This window comes from Nitrosomonas sp. (genome assembly GCF_019635155.1).
Taxonomy (GTDB): domain Bacteria; phylum Pseudomonadota; class Gammaproteobacteria; order Burkholderiales; family Nitrosomonadaceae; genus Nitrosomonas.
Genome location: NZ_JAHBZY010000006.1, coordinates 131,529 through 148,460 on the forward strand (window position 1 = coordinate 131,529; position 16,932 = coordinate 148,460).

Below are 16,932 nucleotides of genomic sequence, written 5' to 3' on the forward strand. Positions count from 1 at the left end.
CATTCTCAGGCTAAGTCACAATACCGCATCCTTCATGCAAAACCAACCTTCGGGTGGCAATTAATATGATAAGTCAGCAATCATTTCTTCTTAAGAGCGCAATACATTGCGCCGTCAACTATTCTAATGACTTATAACGCTGATTAAATGGTTATGTATATTAAAAACAATCCTGACTTTAAAACTGTTTGGCAATTGGCGCATAACTGGATAAGCGCAGATTCAGACAAAACCGATCCAAACGAAATCTCACCCGACCTAAGAACTGCCATTCATCGCTTAATGCTTGCTATGGCTGGCAGGGAAATATCGGCAAGATGGAAGGGATTAAAAATTTTCCGGGATGACTCTTTTTTGTCGATGATTTTTGATTTTTATCACGACATCAAATTTTTAAACTGCTTAGGAAAGAATGAGTTTGATAAGGATTATCTGGATAATCTTTATGTGAAAAGAAATGAAGTAATGAATTGGTGCTCAGATTCACTACTCGATCCTCCGCCTTGCTGGTCTCATAAAAAATTAATAGCAACCGATCAAGCAGAGTATGAATTGGTTGATCCTGATGACGAGAATAATAGCTGGTACGACAAAATATCAAAACGGCGCAGACAGCGAATAGTTTGTATCGAATTGGCAAAACAACTATGGAAGATTAATCCAAATCTAAGTTATGAGGAAATGCGAAGCCATCCTATTATGCAGCAATTTGGTTATTCATCCACTTTTTCTCCTAAGCCATTTAAAAATTTAGTGCGGATTGTTGCGTCAGAATCTGCACAATTGCCAGGAGCACCAACAAAATCAAAGGAATAGAAAAACGTAATTATTCCTAAAAAAATAGATATATATCTATTTTTTTAGTGTCTTTTATTGTCGTTTTAGTTGTCGCAAATTGATCTCGTATTTTTTAACTAACGAGGTCAACCATGCAAACCCCTTTACTCACTACTAAACAAGCCGCACAAATCTTAGGTGTTAGCACCGCATTCCTGGAACGAGACCGCTGGGCCGGGGCGCGGGTGCCATTCATCAAAGTAGGCAGCCGGGCAGTTCGCTATCGCCATAGCGATCTGCTCGCCTATATTGAATCTTGCACCCATTATTCAACCAGCCAGTACTGAGGTGTGTATGCACACGTCAGTACATCAACCCCAAGAATTGCTCAGTCCCGGTGAACGCATCGCCGAAGGCATATTAAGTTTTCTCGGTGAACCGGACGGCAATGATAAACGATGGCGCGCCCCAATATTCCGGCAACTGCCCAAACGGTTTGCCGGAATAGTTGCTGATGATTACAAAGAAGCTTACATCTTCGACGGCAGGCAACAAGCTAACCTTGGCTTGCTGGAGGCTTACGGGACAATCACTAAAAACAGCATTCCCCTGAATGCCAGCGATGATGACCTGAACGATCTGGCAAAAAATATCGTCAAGGAAATGCAGCAAGTCAGCCGTATTTACCGGAATTTGGAATATGCTGTTTCCCGGATGTTGCGCCGGGCGCAAAAGTACGAAATCGAGCTGTCATTGTTTGAAGATCCTGATATAACAACGACCGGCATCTATACCCGCTTGACCGATGACATCTGGTGGCTGCAACGGTTGCGTAAGATTCATGCACAAAAACTGGAACAAGACGCCATTCGCATCGGATTGGTGCATGAACGCGCCAGCCGCTATGTCAGCGATGAAACTCTGACAAGGCGCAGGGAACAGAAAAAACGCATCCGCCGCGTTCTCGATGGATTATTGGCAACCAATGAACTCGGCCAATGTTTCACGCTGAGCGAACTGGCAGAGTTAGGTCTGGCCAATCCCCGCATCCGGCGCAGTGAATTGATGGTGCGTATTTACGGCTTTGAATACATCGCCAATGAATTGGGCCATACTGGAGAATTCTATACCATCACCTGCCCGTCCAGAATGCATGCCCGGCATTCCGGCAGCGGTGAGCACAATCTCAAACACGATGGTATGACGCCAAAGCAAGCGCAAAAGTATCTGAATAAAGTCTGGTCACGAATCCGCGCAAAACTCAAACGAAGCAGCCTGCCCGTTTACGGATTCCGCATCGCTGAACCGCAGCACGACGGCACGCCGCACTGGCACATATTGTTATTTATGCCGTCCGAACAAACTGAGAAAGTCAGAGAAATCATGCGGCACTATGCCTTGCAAACCGATGGCGACGAACCCGGCGCACAGCAACACCGCTTCAAAGCAGTCCCCATCGATAAAAGTAAAGGTTCAGCAGTAGGTTACATCGCCAAGTACATTTCAAAAAACATTGACGGCTACGGTTTGGAGAATGACATCGACGGCAGCCCGATACAGGAAGCCGCTGAAAGAGTCGAAGCTTGGGCATCGACTTGGAGTATCCGGCAATTCCAGCAGATTGGTGGCGCACCCGTCAGTATTTGGCGAGAGCTTAGAAGAATCCACGATGCACCCAAAGGCATTCTGGAGCAAGCAAGACAAGCAGCCGATCAGGGGCACTGGTGGCAATTCATTCAGCTGATGGGTGGTGTGACTACTAAACGCAAAGACAATCCCATCAAACTGATGAAAATCGACTCGAAGGAGCGAGGCAAGTATGGCGACCCAATTGGGAAAAAGATTTGTGGCGTTGAAACTGATACCGTCCAACTACTGACACGATTGCATCAATGGCATATTGAAAGATGTGCAGTTAACATGGAAGTAACTGAAGAAATGAGCGCAAAGCGCCCGCAGAGGAGCGTCAGCGATTGCGGCGGCGCTTTTGCGGCGTAGCCGCCTTGGAGTTCTGTTAATAACTGTACGCGACTTGACTGCAATAAATTCGCAATATAAATATATCGTTCCGTTTTCATACTCTATTCAATTTCGTTTTTATTAAAATCCAATGGGCTTTTAGCCTGTTTAATCGTCACGCTTTGTACGGTATGCGTATAGATCATTGTTGTCTTCAAATCGCTGTGCCCCAGTAATTCCTGGATTGTGCGAATATCATAATTTGCCTGCAATAAATGACTGGCAAAACTGTGGCGAAAGGTATGGGCTGAGGCTCGTTTTGGAATATGACTCTTTCGTACCGCTTGTTTAATTGCCTTTTGCACATGGGTTTCATGCAGATGATAGCGTCGGTATTCCTGGGTGCCAGGAATCAAGGTCAAGGTTTTTGCCGGAAACAACCACTGCCAAACAAGCTCCTTGGGGGCATTTTTGTACTTTTCGGACAAAGCATTGGGTAAAAAAGTACCAGCGTATCCGGCTGCCAAATCTTCTTGATGTAATCGCATAACGCTTTCTCGCTGCGCTTCCAAGTCAGAAAGCAAAACCAACGGCAAAGGGAGTGTGCGATCCTTCTGTCCTTTGCCATCATGAATGGTCAGTACCTTCATTTCTATATTCACGTCCTGAATCCGCAATTTCAGACACTCAAACAACCGCAAACCGCAGCCGTACAATAATTTGACGACCAAATCATACGGATACTCAAGATGTTTAACGATACGATCAACTTCATTCCTAGATAAAACCACAGGAATATAAGGTCGGCGTTTGGCTCGAACTACTCCCTCAACTTTGCCAAATTCCTTTTCGAGTACATGTTTAAACAAGAACAACAAGGCATTAAATGCCTGATTCTGACTAGACGCGGCTACTTTTTTCTCTACTGCAAGAAAGCTCAAAAAGTCTTTTACATCGTCCATTGTCACTAAACGGGCATCCTTACTTTTAGTAAATGTTTGGAATTTGTGTGTCCAAATTTTATAGGCTTGTAAAGTCTTGGGGGAATAGTGTCTTATTTTAATAGCCGAATTAAGGCGATCGTAAACCCAAACCCAGCTGGCATTCGATAATTTCAATGAACTTGAATCGGTTGCCTTATCGGAAAGAATTCCACTGTAAGGATCGGCTGTATTCGATTCCTCGGCATTAGTCGTTATGTGTTGCTGGTTGACTGCGTAGGCCGGCAAAATGTTTCGGGCTTCCTTTACCGACATAGCGCTTTGGTTTAAATGTACATTTCCTTCTTGCAAGTTAGTTTCAGGTATCACTTCGTTCAGGTTTCTTTGATCGGTGCATTGATGACCGATTATGCTTCTATAGTAGAGCGCTATAGCTTGTCTGGCTTGCTGTCGCTGCATTTCTGACTGATTCTTGCTGCGCAGCTTCTCATCAAAAGACGGGAAGTGACGTTTTTCAGAGGATTCCAATTGATATTTATGGCAAAAATCGAGATAGTAACGTAGCCATTTCTGATAATAAGGACGCTCATTAATCGGAATACCCGCTTGCGCTAACAAAGTTTGAAATTTTTTGGTTAAATCCCATGGCAAAACAAGCATGTCATGATCTCCGGAGTTGTATATTATTCCATTTTAGGATGATATACAGTTAGCAAATCGGGCTAATATTACAGTTTTATTGCTCCTTATTCTGGAATATGGTAGATATACAGAAACTGTATAATTACTTGTTAGTTTCTGAAAATCACATATGCATTCTTCGCGACTTTCTACGCGATTACTCCGGTTCTATGCACTTCAAGAAGCAGTCAGTACCGAACCTTACAATTGACATGCCCATGCCATACTGGCAACACATAATCTTCGGTGGATGGCGCTACGCTTATTCACCCTTCTATTACCTTCTTTTCCGCTCCACCTGCCGCAACGAAATCCCCTTCACTACCGCATACACCGCCGGGAAAATGATCAGCGTCAGGATCGTCGCCGAGACCATGCCGCCGACCATTGGGGCGGCGATGCGGCGCATGATTTCGGAGCCGGAGCCGGTGCTGAGCATGACTGGCAGCAGGCCGATCACGCTACCGGCGATGGTCATCATCACCGGGCGGATGCGGTATACGGCGCCTTGAATCACGGCGTCGTACAAATCCGATAACGCAAGTTGCTCTGCCATTGCTTTGCGTTGCCGCGCGATGGTGGTCAGTGCCTGGTCGATGAAAGCCAGCATCACCATGCCGGATTCGGCGGCGATGCCGATCAGGCCGATGAAGCCGACCACCGCGGCAATGCTCAAGTTGTAGTCTAGCCAATACATCAACCAAATGCCGCCGACCAGCGAGAACGGCACCGACAGCATCACGATCAGCGTCTCGGTCAAACGGCCAAAGTTCAGATACACCAACAAAAACACCAATGCGATGGTCAGCGGCACAACGAGTTTGAGTTTTTCGGTGGCGCGTTCCATGTACTCGAACTGCCCGCTCCAGGTGGCGTAATAGCCTTGCGGAAATTGCACCTGCTCGCGCACCGCTTGCTGCGCGTCGGCGATGTAGCCGCCGATGTCGCGGTCACGGATGTCGATGAAGATATACGCCGACAACAATGCGTTTTCGGTGCGGATGCTGGGTGGGCCTTGCGTCAGCTTGACAGCGGCGAGCTGCCCGAGCGGAATCATGGTGCCGCCCATCGCGGGCACCAGCACTTGCGTGGCAATGGCTTGCGGATCACTGCGCAGTTCACGCGGATAGCGGATGGCGACGTCGAAACGCTCGCGGCCTTCCACTGTGGTGGTGATCACTTCGCCGCCGAGTGCGACCGATACCACGTCGAGCAGATCGCCGGCGGTCAGGCCGTAGCGCGCCAGCGCCATGCGATCGGGTTCGATGTCGAGGTAATAGCCGCCGGTGATACGCTCCGCATACGCGCTGGTGGTGCCGGGCACGGTTTTGACCACCGCTTCGATCTGCTTGGCAATGGTTTCGATCTGGTTCAAATCGTTGCCGAACACTTTGATGCCGACCGGCGTGCGGATGCCGGTCGCGAGCATGTCGATGCGGTTTTTGATCGGCATGGTCCAGGCGTTAGCCACGCCGGGGATTTGCAACGCCTGGTCGAGTTCGGCGATCAGCTTGTCGATGGTCATGCCGGGTCGCCAAGCGCTTTCCGGTTTCAAGTTGATGATGGTTTCGGTCATCTCCAACGGTGCTGGATCGGTGGCAGTATCGGCGCGGCCTGCTTTGCCAAACACCGACGCGACTTCGGGAAAGCTCATGATGAGCTTATTTTGCGTCTGCATGGTTTCCGCCGCTTTGGTCACGGAAATACCGGGCAGGGTCACGGGCATGTACAGCAAAGTGCCTTCGTTCAAGGTTGGCATGAATTCGCTGCCCAACCGCATCGCCGGATAAACCGTCGCGGCCAGCACGCCGAGCGCAATCACCACAATCGATTTTTTCCAACGCAACACCCAGCCGACCAATGGTTGATAACTGCGGATCATGAAGCGTCCGAGCAGGTTATCTTCCTCGCGTGGAATGCGCCCTCGGATCAACAGCAAGATCAATACCGGCACCAGAGTAATCGACAATAACGCCGCGCCCGCCATGGCAAAGGTTTTGGTATACGCGAGCGGCTGGAACATGCGGCCTTCCTGCGCTTCCAGCGCAAACACCGGCAGAAACGACACGGTGATGATCAGCAGGCTGAAAAACAGCGATGGCCCGACTTCCTGGCATGACGCGATCACCGCGCGGATGCGCGATTCCCCGGGCCCGGCGCGCGCCAGATGCTTGTGTGCGTTTTCCACCATCACGATTGCGGCGTCGGTCATTTCCGCAATTGCCAGCGCGATACCGGCCAGGCTCATGATGTTGGAATTGATGCCCAGATACGTCATCGCGATGAACGCAATCAACACGCCGATCGGCAGCATGATGATCGCGACCAGGGCGCTGCGCACATGCATCAGAAAAATTGCGCACACCAGCGCGATGATGACGATTTGTTCGATGAACACTTCGCGCAACGTTTCGATGGCGCGATGAATCAGTTCCGAGCGGTTGTACACCGATTCCACCGACACGTTGTCCGGCAAGCCGGTACGGATTTGCTCGAGTTTCTGCTCGAGATTGTGAATCACGTCCAGCGCGTTTTCGCCGTAGCGAGCTACTGCAATACCGGAGACCGCTTCGCCTTCACCGTTCAGTTCGGTAATGCCGCGCCGCTCGCTCGGGGCCAATTCGACCCGGGCAACATCGCGCAGCAAAACTGGCATGCCTTGATGCGCGTTGACAACCAGGTTTTCCAGATCGGCGATGCCTCGCAAATAGCCGCGCCCGCGAACCATATATTCGGTTTCGGTCAATTCGATCACGCGTCCGCCGACGTCGCGGTTGCTGGCGGCAATGACTTCGGTGATGCGTTTCAGCGGAATGTTGTAGGCTTGCAGGCGTCGCGGATCGACGGTGATTTGGTAGGTTTTGACGAAGCCACCGACGCTGGCGATTTCCGATACGCCCTCGGTGGTGGTGAGTTGATAGCGCAAGAACCAATCCTGCAACGTGCGCAATTCGTCGAACGTGTGCTCTTTGCCTTGCACCACGTACTGATAAATCCAGCCGACGCCGGTGGCATCAGGCCCGAGCGCCGGACGCACGTCGCGCGGCAACTGGTTGGCGGCGAAACTCAGGTATTCGAGCACGCGCGAACGCGCCCAATAAATATCAGTGCCGTCCTCGAAAATGACATAAATGAACGACACGCCGAACGCCGACAAGCCGCGCACTACCTTGGCGCGTGGTACCGCGAGCATCGCCGTGGTCAACGGATAAGTGACCTGATCTTCGACCACTTGCGGCGCCTGACCGGGATATTCGGTATAAATGATGACTTGCACGTCGGACAGATCGGGAATCGCATCGACCGGCATTTTCCATAGCGAATAAATCCCCCAGCCGACGATAAAAGCTGTGCCGAGCAGCACCAGAAACACATGCCGGATCGACCATGCAATAATTGTTTTCAGCATGATTGTCCTCGCTCAATGGGCTGAATGATCGTGATGCGCTTCGACGGCTTCGATATGCACCAGCACGAATTCGCCAGCGGATTCTTCCGCCATCTCAAAAACGATGTGCTGCCCCGGTTTGAACGCTGACAACAGCGACGGTTCGAGCACGCGGAAATCCATCGTCATCGCAGGCCAGTTCAAACTGGCGATCGGTTCGTGCGCCAATGTAACCACGCCGTGCACGAAATCCAGCGCGCGGATCAGACCTTCGCCGCGATGCGTGGCGCGGGGGGGTTCACCGGCGTGCGATCCGGCAGCATCGTGTTCGTGCGCCACCGCTTCAAAACTGCTGTGGCCGAAGCCGCTCAGCGCGCTTTTGAAATTGCTTTCCGCGTCGATCAGGAAATTCGCCTTGACCACGACCGCTTCGCCGAGACGCAATCCGCCCAGCACTTCGGCGTAGCCGTCGGCATGGAAGCCGAGTTTGACCGTGCGCGGTTCAAACAAGCCAGCGCCGCGTTCGACCAGCACCACGCGCCGGGTGCCGGTATCGAGTACGGCGGAATCCGGCACCGTCAGCACCTTGTCCTTGCTATGCGAGGAAGCGAACTCGACGCGCGCGTACATCGCCGGTTTCAATAAACCATTTGGGTTGGGTAATACGATGCGCACTACCGCAGTTCGCGTTTCCGGGGTGATCGACGGATAAATGAACGCCACTTCGCCGTTGAACACGTTACTGGGATAGGCGTCGACGCGCACCGTCGCCGATTGTCCGGTGTGGATCATGCCCAGATCCTGCTCGAACACATCGGCCAGCAGCCACACCTGCGACAAATCGGCGATCTGGTACAAGGTATCGCCGGGCATGAAGCGTTGGCCTTCGACCGCCATCTTTTCCAGCACCACGCCGTCGGCTTTGGAGCGCAGCGTCAGGTATTGCTGCACCTGGCCTTCACGTTGCAGGCGGCGTATCTCGGTTTCCGCGATATCCAGGTTGCGCAGCCGCTGCAACGCGCTTTCCACCAGGCGTTGCATTGCCTGGCGCACGTCGGGTGTACCGTCGGCGGTCGATTGCAGACCTTTCAGCGCAATCAGATATTCCTGCTGTGCGGTTATCAAGTCGGGGCTGTATACATCCATCAATGCATCGCCCTTTTTCACTACTTGACCGGTGGTATTGACATATAGCCGCTGTATCCAGCCTTCGAACTTCGTCACCAATGTGAATTGCCGGCGCTCGTCGGTTTGCACCGTCGCTACCGCGCGCACTGTGCGCATCAGTTCGCGCATCGCCGTAGTCTCGGTGCGCACCCCGAGTTTTTGCACTTTATCGGGACTGATACTTACCCAGCCGGGGTCGCCGGATGGTTGTTCCTCGCCTTCGTAAACCGGCAGATAGTCCATGCCCATCGGGTCTTTTTTCGGCACCGGCGACGTATCCGGCAATCCCATCGGATTGCGGTAGTACAGAATCTTTCTGCTTTTTTCCGTGTGCGCGGCATCGCCGTTTGCGGCATTTTGCGATTGCGTGCTGCCCAGCCAATAACCGGCAAACAGCAAGGCTGCCATGGTTGAAACAGTCAGCAAAATTTTAGCTGTTGATTTCATGATGATCTCCCTTACCGGTGCTTGTCGTGACGCTTACCGACCAGCAGTTCGATTTCGGCCAGCGATTTGTGGTAGGTGGCGACTGCAGTGACCAGACTGGTTTCGTAATCGAACACCGTCATCTGATTGTCGAGCAAGGTCAGGAAGTCGACACGGTTGACTTTATAAGCCGCCAGTGACGATTCGACGGTCAGCCGTGCTTGCGGCAGGATGGTCGATTGATACAGTTGCGCCGATTTATAGCTTTGTTCGGCGATTGCCAATTGTTGCCGCAACGTGGCGGCGATTTCGTTGATTTGCGCTTGGTGCAGGCTCATCGCCTGATCGCGCAGCGCCAGTGCTTCGGAAACGCGCGGCTCCAGTTTGCTCTTGCGCCACACCGGCAGATTCATGGTCACGGTGAAACTGACTTCATCGGCGCGTCCGGTTCCGTCCAAGCGGCTATCGCGCTGCCCGTACATCACCCGCGGCGTGAAGTCGGGGTAATAATCTTTTTTCGCCAGCTCCAGTACCTTGTCGCTGCGCGCGATCAGACTTGCCAGCGCCAGCAAACGCGGACGTTGAATCAAAGCAGCTTGATACAGCGCCTCGAATTTCAGCGCCGGTTCGTGATAAAGCTGTACCTGCGACGGCACCGGCGCTTGGCTGCCGAAACCGCGTCCCAGCGCACGCAGCAAATTCGATTCGAATATGCGCTGTTCGCGTCCGAGGTCGATCAACCGGTCCGTCATGCGCGATACTTGTGTTTGCGCTTTTAATACATCCGCCTGGCTGCCTTGCCCGACTTGATAACGCTGTTCCGCGATGCGTAAGAAATGCTCGAGCGTTTGCTTGTTTTTCTCGACCAGCTTGATCAGTTCTAGCGTTAACCCAGAATCGAAATACGCGGTTTTGAGGTCGTGTACGACGCGGTTAACGGTTTCCTGATAACCGAATTCAATGGCCTCTGCATCCTTGCTGGCCACCGCTTCGCGCAGATCGCGCTTGCCCGGAAAAGGCAATGTCTGCGCCAAGCCGATCATTTTCATCGTCATATCCTCGGTACGGAACGGCGATGCGGCAATCGGCATATACAACACGCCGATCTCGACTTGCGGGTCGTCCAGCGCGCCGGCCGGGGCGATGCGCTGCTGCGCGGCTTCTCGCTCCTGCGCTGCCGCACGGATTTCGGGATTGTTTGCCAAGGTTTCCGCGATTAGATCGGACATCAACGGCACATCATGCACCACCAAAGCGGCATCCGTGGCCTCCGTGATCAACGGTGAAAAAACGCGAGACCCCGTGCCGTCAGGGAGGATGTTTTGCTCTTGGGCTTGCGCGATCGATGCGGTAGCAATCCACAATAAAAACACCAGCGCGGTGCGGTTCATCTCAACCACCGAATGAAATTTTGCAGTTGCTGGTATTTATCCTTAATTGGAAGGAACATGTTTGCCTCCTGACCATCATTTGATCGATTCTGCCAATGATGCACCAAAACCAGTGATCATCGCTGCGCTGCATTTTCCGTGACATAAAGAATGCACGGAATGAATGCGAATTAACTCATTGTCTTTCGCCTGAACGACCGGCGAGCTGTTACAAGGAAACGATCAGAGGAGGGTGTTGCGGTTGATCCGGTACAAAAGAAGTGAAGCCGGATTCATAAGGAGTAATTGCAGAAATCGCATGAGCAGTCACCGGTGGCGCGGTGCTGGAAACAATTGGCGTGCTGCTGTAAGCATTACAAGAAGTATCGTCGCACGGCAGACTATCCAGCCAATGATCGGTTGTATTCTCAGCCGCTTGCTTGTGGCAGCCATCGTGATGATGCGAGTTGTCGATGGCGGCACGCGGATGATCGAATTTGGTTTCTTGCACACATACCGACAAAATGGCCGCGACGGCACCCTGCACCGGGAGCCATAGCATGAAAAAGACCAATAGCCATTTGTAGTTATGTGCTTTCATGCTTTTCATTATAAACAATACGAGAATTTTACAAAGAAAATTTATCGCAATGGTTTCAGCCTGCCGGGAGTTTGAGCGATCGGTATTAACTTTGTGGTTTCCGGGTTAAGCTGTCAGTTAAATTCCCGGGATCATGAGCTATCAAGTATTGCAGCATATCCCATGACCAATAGAACCGATTATTCAAATTTGGCGGTAGCATCAAAGTTGAGGGCAATAGGCACACAATTGTGCTATAGTTTTCCACATGAAGCCGATCAACTGGGATGCTGACAAAAATCGCAAGCTTATCGAAGAAAGAAATATTTCATTTGAGAGCGTCATTTTTTCACTTCAATCGGGTGGATTACTGGACGATATGTTCCATCCAAATAAGGATAAGTATCCGCAGCAACGGATTTTTGTAGTCTCGATCGGTGAATATGTTTATTTGGTTCCTTATGTGGAAAACGAAGAAGAAATATTCCTTAAAACAATCATCCCTAGCCGAAAGGCGACAAAACAATACTTTGGTGACAAACGATGAAAAAAACAAAGCTGGAGTTGGAAGAAAAAGCGTTGCTCGAAGCTTTCGAGTCGGATGAATTTCAATCCGGATTGACGCCGTCGCGCAAAAAAATGATCGAGGCAGCGGCAGCGCAAACATTCAAAAAAGACAAACGGATCAACATCAGGATTTCCGGCAGAGATCTGACGGCAATTCAAAGACGGGCGATGGAACAAGGCATGCCGTATCAAACCTTGATTGCCAGCATCATTCATAAATACGCTGCTGGAAGTTTGTACGACGCGACGGCAAAGAATGTTGTTGATACAAGCAACTAAAAAAGTGCTTGGCTTGTTCACGATGCGAATACGGCGTATCGAGTATTCGCTGTAAATTACGACTCAAAATTCTTGAGCACACGTTATATTAATTGCAAGGTTTGGTTCTGTTTTGCATTTTTTCTGTCAAGCTATTCACGCTATGGTGGATCTAAAAACTGATAGCGTGACAGCTAAATCAATCGTTAAGTCTGAAAAATAAAGAGATACTATGAATCGCTTCGTGTTAGATTTAATTTATGACGTAATATATTGCGTCATTTCGGACGTCTAATTGTAGTTAGCACCCAAGGAAGTATCGGAATAATAAGATGATCGAAGAACTATACTCAGTTGTAGAAGAAAAGTATTTTTCATCAGGCGACTTCAATGGAATGCCAATTTATGGATTGGAAGGCATCTTTGACATTAACGATGAAGCTTTTAAAGCTTCGATTCGGCAGGCTATCGAAGATGAAATCTTGACTGCTCGCTTTGAGGGTAACCCTCATATAAGAGCTTTTTCAAAAATTCCAAAAGATAAAGTACTTGAGGGATTCGATGCCGCAGAATACCCTGGTCACACATGCCTATACCCTCATGAAAAAAAGCTGGCTAGCTCGGAGAAATTAGCCGCATATAGTGAAGCACCCTACGAAATGGAGCTCGCCAAAGGTGCTGGTCAACTCGACTTTAGAACTTTTGATTTGTCAGTTTTGGAATATTACCGAAACGATCCTCGCTATTCATATAACACTGACTTCATCCATGGACAAATATGCATCACTGATGAATATTTTGAGTCTGATAGTGTCCCAGAACATGATCAGGTACTGCTTCAAACATTTGGCTTTGCCTACGACGATGATCTAAACAGATATGTCGCAGTATTTTTGCGATACCTAGGGAATCTCAGTCCTGAGCATCAGAAGGTTTGGGCAGCAAAGGAAGTAAAAGGAGATATTAAGCTACACCCTGATTATTACGCTTCAAGTATATTGGGTTCGTGGGGCACTCGAATGTCCATTTTCAGAGCATTTACTCAAGAATTAAAAATCATCAATGAAATGAGTGCCTTGATCGGAAAGCCTGCCCTCTTTCGAAATAGCTACGATGAAGAAACGCCCAAAGAGTTTGGCTTTCTTTTGCGCCCTACACAAGCTGAATTTAATAACTTTATGCTGCTATTGGATAAAATGATGTCCGACAACATCAACAAAAAATTCTTTGAAGACGATGTGGAGCTGGAGGATGAGGAAGAGAGGGGCGATGGAAAAATCGTCGTAAAGCCTAAAGGCACTATACAAATCCTTGAAGCGTGGGTTAATAAATATTTCAAGCCTGCAGACCCGACACCAATTGAAGAAATGATGAAAACCTTTAGAAAGGTGAGGATGCTCCGTCAAAAACCAGCTCACAAAGTCAACCTCGATTCTTTCGATCAGGAGCTATTCAAAAAGCAGAGAGAAATTGTTGTAAATGCCTATGACTCAGTCCGAACATTAAGACAAATTTTGGCAAATCATCCAAAAGTCAGAGCGAATCCTCCAAAGATAAGCGAGCAGCTATTTAATGGTGAAATATGGGACATATAAATGTGCTAACAAACGGCTGCTGTCGGACTGGTAAAAGCTCCAGCTTCGCCTCCACTTTTTCCAGCCGCAGAGCCGGGCGTTAGACGGCGCACTTACCATCAGGGGAACCCAGTGCCAAAAGCGTTCATTTCTTACTCGTGGGAAGACGAAGATCACCGCACATGGGTTCGTGAGTTCGCAACTCGACTTCGAGCGGATGGAATCGAGACAGCCATCGACCAATGGAATGCAATACCAGGTGATCAGCTTCCCGCTTTCATGGAAAGCGCTATCCGCTCAAACGACTACGTTCTGATCGTGTGCACGCCCAAGTACAAGCAAAAATCAGACAATAGGCAAGGCGGCGTCGGGTACGAGGGCGACATCATGACGTCCGAAGTCTTGGGAACAGCCAATCATCGGAAATTTATCCCCATCCTTAGGGAAGGCTCTTGGTCTGATTCAGCTCCAACTTGGCTGCGTGGTAAGTACTTCATCGACCTATCGGCATCTCCGTACTCCGAAGAGAACTACGGTGATCTCTTGGTAACGATGCATGGCGTCAGAAACACTCCTCCGCCCATTGGAAAGCCTTTCTCAACTGTGCAACCCCGTCCAGCCGTGCCCCACCAAGAAAAAGAAGTCGAGACGCAAGACATCCGGATCGAAGGCGTTATTGCTGACCAAGTGACAACTCCCCGCATGGATGGAACGGCGGGCAGCGCCCTGTACCGTGTTCCATTCAAGCTTTCTTGCCGTCCAGATCGAGAATGGGCCGACCTACTTGTGAACAACTGGAACCACCCCTCTAGCTATACATCAATGCATAGACCAGGGATCGCAAGCGTCGTCGGGGACACCATCATTCTCGACGGCACCACGCTAGACGAGGTCAAGCGCTATCACCGAGATACGCTTAAGCTCGCACTTGCCGTCGGCTCGTGCTTTGCACTACGCTAGCACTCGCCGCCGCTGCTTTCGCAGGACGGCTTAACTCAATCGTTATGCCCTATGAGTGAAGAGCACAATCCACCCTCCCCAGATGAACAGGCCGCGTACGAGGCACGGCTTCGCCGTCGGTTGGTACCAAAAGTGGTACCAAAAGGGTCAGACTCGATTGCTTGTTCCGAGCGCCCGAACGATTTTCCCATTTCGCACATCAAGCAAATTAATGCAGCGATCCGCCATCGTCCGTCGCATGTTTCATCGCATGGTGCATTGCGCTACGCTTAATGACACCTTACCTGTGTACGCGTCATCCATCGCAGCGGAATCGCCTTCACCATCACTACCCGCCTGAAATTCGATGTTCACTATCGGCGATGTCTGAATTTGGTAGATCAAATTTGTAAAAGCCGCTTATTGGTCAATGCGAATGACCGGTTTGCGTCAATTCATGCAGTTGCTGCTCATAGCGAATTATTTTTAACTCGTTACCGGCTTCTCTCGCCGCTTGGGCTGCGCGATAGAGCGCATTGCGGCGGTTTGGAGTGCGCTGCAGCGAGGCTTCCAGTTCCTTCAGTGCGGCCGCAGGCTGGTTCAGCATCAGCAGTAATTCGCCGAGCAACTCCCGTGCAGGAATGATGACGCCGGGGGTGACGTTGTCTTTCTCGGTCGAGTCTTCCAGATCGGCGGATGCGCGCATCCATCGCAATGCTTCTGCGGGTCGATTTTCGGCAACCGCGATCCAGGCGGCAACCGCCAAGCGCTGAATTTCGATTTGATCGGCGGTGTAGTTTTTATCAGCGGAGCGGTCTCTATCGCGCAATGCTTCCAGACGTTTCAAGCTGTTTTTCGCGTCGGCGAGGTTACCAGTTCTGGCGGCGCCGACGCCCTTGGCAAAATGGATAATCGCTTCGCACCAGCCGAATCGTTGCCACGGGAAATCCATTGGCTGGATGTTCAGTTTTGCCGCCTCGTACCAGTCACCGCGCTCGACCGCGTAACGTGCCGGGATGGCGGCATAAGCATAGGCAACCGTGGTATTTTGCGGTTGCGCGTTATGAATGGTTTGCAGTTGTTGCACAATCTGCCGGGCTTTATCGGTTTCAGCCATTTGTAAATATGCGTACAGCAGATAATCCATGAAGTGAAAGCGCTGATCCCAGTGATTATCCGAAGCGTTCAACCGTGCGTGTTCTTGTGCAGTCTCGTACGCCACCCAATTGGACTGTGCTGCATCCGGCCATTGGCCGAGGCGGATAAAGATATGCGATGGCATGTGCAGGGCATGCGGCACGGCGGGGGCGATTTTCGTATACCCCCGGGCGGCATCGAGTCCAAGTTCCGCTAGTTCCGGGTAATCGCTGCTGTGAATGATGTAGTGCGCGACACCGGGGTGTTGCGGTTCGTCCTTCAAGATACGCTGCAGCAATTGCAGCGCTTGTTTTTGCCTGGCAAAGGTTTTGTCATTCGGCGAAGCATTTGAAATCAGCGCCAGCGCATAAAACACCGCCGCTTCATGATCGTCCGGAAATTCTGCGACGATGCGCTGCATCGCTTGTTCATACGCCAGTTTCCGGGCGCTGTAATCGCTGCTGGCGTTCGCCGGATACAATGTTGCGGCAGCTTCCAAATAGGCTTTCTCACGCGCGGTTTGAACATTTAATGACTGTGCTTGCTGGATGGTATCCCGCCCTTGTTGTAATTCGCCAGGATTTGGAGTCGTGGCCCACAATTGCTGGTAGAGACTCATGGCAATGCCCCAATAGCCCATGGCGCATTGAGGATCGGTGACGGTGACCTGGCGGAAGGTTCTTTCGGCTTCGTCGTACCAGAACGAATGCAGCATCGCCACGGCCTGGTTGAATTGTGTCTGTGCAGCAGGCATGCAGGAAACCGGAAAGTTAACTTTGCCGAGCTTTTCCTGATCGAAGCCACCCGCACGGTGATGTTCTCCATCGGCGAAAACCGATCCGGTCAATAACAAAATTAGCAGGGTCAGAATCCGTTTGAGTAGTGTCATCGTGTGTCTCCTAATCGGGTGGCATTATGTAGAATCGGTAACATTGTATGCGCATTACCCGGAAAGAAGGCGAGTAAAACAGCCAACACGATGGTCTCTGTAATGTGACCAGTCGATCACTTTGCTGGCATAACCTCTCTGAGGTTTTCATCATGATTCTTCCCACCATGGGAAGGTCAAGCAGATTTTTTCTGGGGATGTTGATTTAATTTCTCAGTCTACATTCCTTAAAATGACGGCATAGCGGAATGGTAATCCCCCCAGAAAATAACAGGAGTG

Annotated in this window: 13 protein-coding genes; 7 read left to right on the forward strand and 6 right to left on the reverse strand. The window is 50.5% G+C overall.

What is annotated here, in order from left to right:
- The first annotated feature begins 147 nt into the window (after positions 1 to 147).
- From KF839_RS06150 to KF839_RS06160, 3 genes are all read left to right on the forward strand, one after another.
- On the forward strand, positions 148 to 816 hold the full coding sequence (locus KF839_RS06150; RefSeq protein ID WP_292916957.1) for a hypothetical protein: 669 nt from the start codon (positions 148 to 150) through the stop codon (positions 814 to 816).
- A 113-nt stretch (positions 817 to 929) separates the two neighbouring features.
- Positions 930 to 1,124, forward strand: coding sequence for a helix-turn-helix transcriptional regulator (locus KF839_RS06155; protein ID WP_292916958.1), 195 nt, complete (start codon positions 930 to 932; stop codon positions 1,122 to 1,124).
- Between the two features lie 7 nt (positions 1,125 to 1,131).
- A complete protein-coding gene (locus KF839_RS06160; protein ID WP_292916959.1) occupies positions 1,132 to 2,775 on the forward strand; it encodes a replication endonuclease in 1,644 nt (547 codons plus the stop codon).
- An 83-nt stretch (positions 2,776 to 2,858) separates the two neighbouring features.
- On the opposite strand, the gene KF839_RS06165 is transcribed toward KF839_RS06160, so the two are convergent.
- The 5 genes from KF839_RS06165 to KF839_RS06185 form a co-directional block, all read right to left on the reverse strand.
- Positions 2,859 to 4,205, reverse strand: a complete 1,347-nt coding sequence (locus KF839_RS06165) for an integron integrase (RefSeq protein WP_292916960.1) — start codon at positions 4,203 to 4,205, stop codon at positions 2,859 to 2,861.
- A 430-nt stretch (positions 4,206 to 4,635) separates the two neighbouring features.
- Positions 4,636 to 7,767, reverse strand: a complete 3,132-nt coding sequence (locus tag KF839_RS06170; RefSeq protein WP_292916961.1) for an efflux RND transporter permease subunit — start codon at positions 7,765 to 7,767, stop codon at positions 4,636 to 4,638.
- 12 nt (positions 7,768 to 7,779) lie between these two features.
- On the reverse strand, positions 7,780 to 9,360 hold the full coding sequence (locus KF839_RS06175; RefSeq protein WP_292916962.1) for an efflux RND transporter periplasmic adaptor subunit: 1,581 nt from the start codon (positions 9,358 to 9,360) through the stop codon (positions 7,780 to 7,782).
- Positions 9,361 to 9,371: 11 nt separating this feature from the next.
- A complete protein-coding gene (locus KF839_RS06180; RefSeq protein ID WP_292916963.1) occupies positions 9,372 to 10,730 on the reverse strand; it encodes a TolC family protein in 1,359 nt (452 codons plus the stop codon).
- A 208-nt stretch (positions 10,731 to 10,938) separates the two neighbouring features.
- Entirely contained in the window at positions 10,939 to 11,310 is a 372-nt protein-coding gene (locus KF839_RS06185; RefSeq protein ID WP_292916964.1) for a hypothetical protein, read from the reverse strand.
- Between the two features lie 247 nt (positions 11,311 to 11,557).
- On the opposite strand from KF839_RS06185, the gene KF839_RS06190 reads away from it, so the two are divergent.
- From KF839_RS06190 to KF839_RS06205, 4 genes are all read left to right on the forward strand, one after another.
- Positions 11,558 to 11,836 (forward strand): BrnT family toxin, encoded by a 279-nt coding sequence (locus tag KF839_RS06190; RefSeq protein WP_292916965.1) that lies wholly within the window; start codon positions 11,558 to 11,560, stop codon positions 11,834 to 11,836.
- Positions 11,833 to 12,135, forward strand: coding sequence for a hypothetical protein (locus tag KF839_RS06195; RefSeq protein WP_292916966.1), 303 nt, complete (start codon positions 11,833 to 11,835; stop codon positions 12,133 to 12,135). The genes KF839_RS06190 and KF839_RS06195 overlap by 4 nt, the downstream gene beginning before the upstream one ends.
- 311 nt (positions 12,136 to 12,446) lie before the next feature.
- The gene (locus tag KF839_RS06200; RefSeq protein WP_292916967.1) at positions 12,447 to 13,709 is read left to right on the forward strand and encodes a hypothetical protein; all 1,263 of its coding nucleotides are present in this window, start codon (positions 12,447 to 12,449) and stop codon (positions 13,707 to 13,709) included.
- A 111-nt stretch (positions 13,710 to 13,820) separates the two neighbouring features.
- Positions 13,821 to 14,648 carry a toll/interleukin-1 receptor domain-containing protein gene (locus KF839_RS06205; protein ID WP_292916968.1) on the forward strand — a complete coding sequence of 276 codons (828 nt, stop codon included), beginning with the start codon at positions 13,821 to 13,823 and terminating at the stop codon, positions 14,646 to 14,648.
- A 406-nt stretch (positions 14,649 to 15,054) separates the two neighbouring features.
- On the opposite strand, the gene KF839_RS06210 is transcribed toward KF839_RS06205, so the two are convergent.
- A complete protein-coding gene (locus KF839_RS06210) occupies positions 15,055 to 16,653 on the reverse strand; it encodes a tetratricopeptide repeat protein (RefSeq protein WP_292916969.1) in 1,599 nt (532 codons plus the stop codon).
- Positions 16,654 to 16,932: the final 279 nt, after the last annotated feature.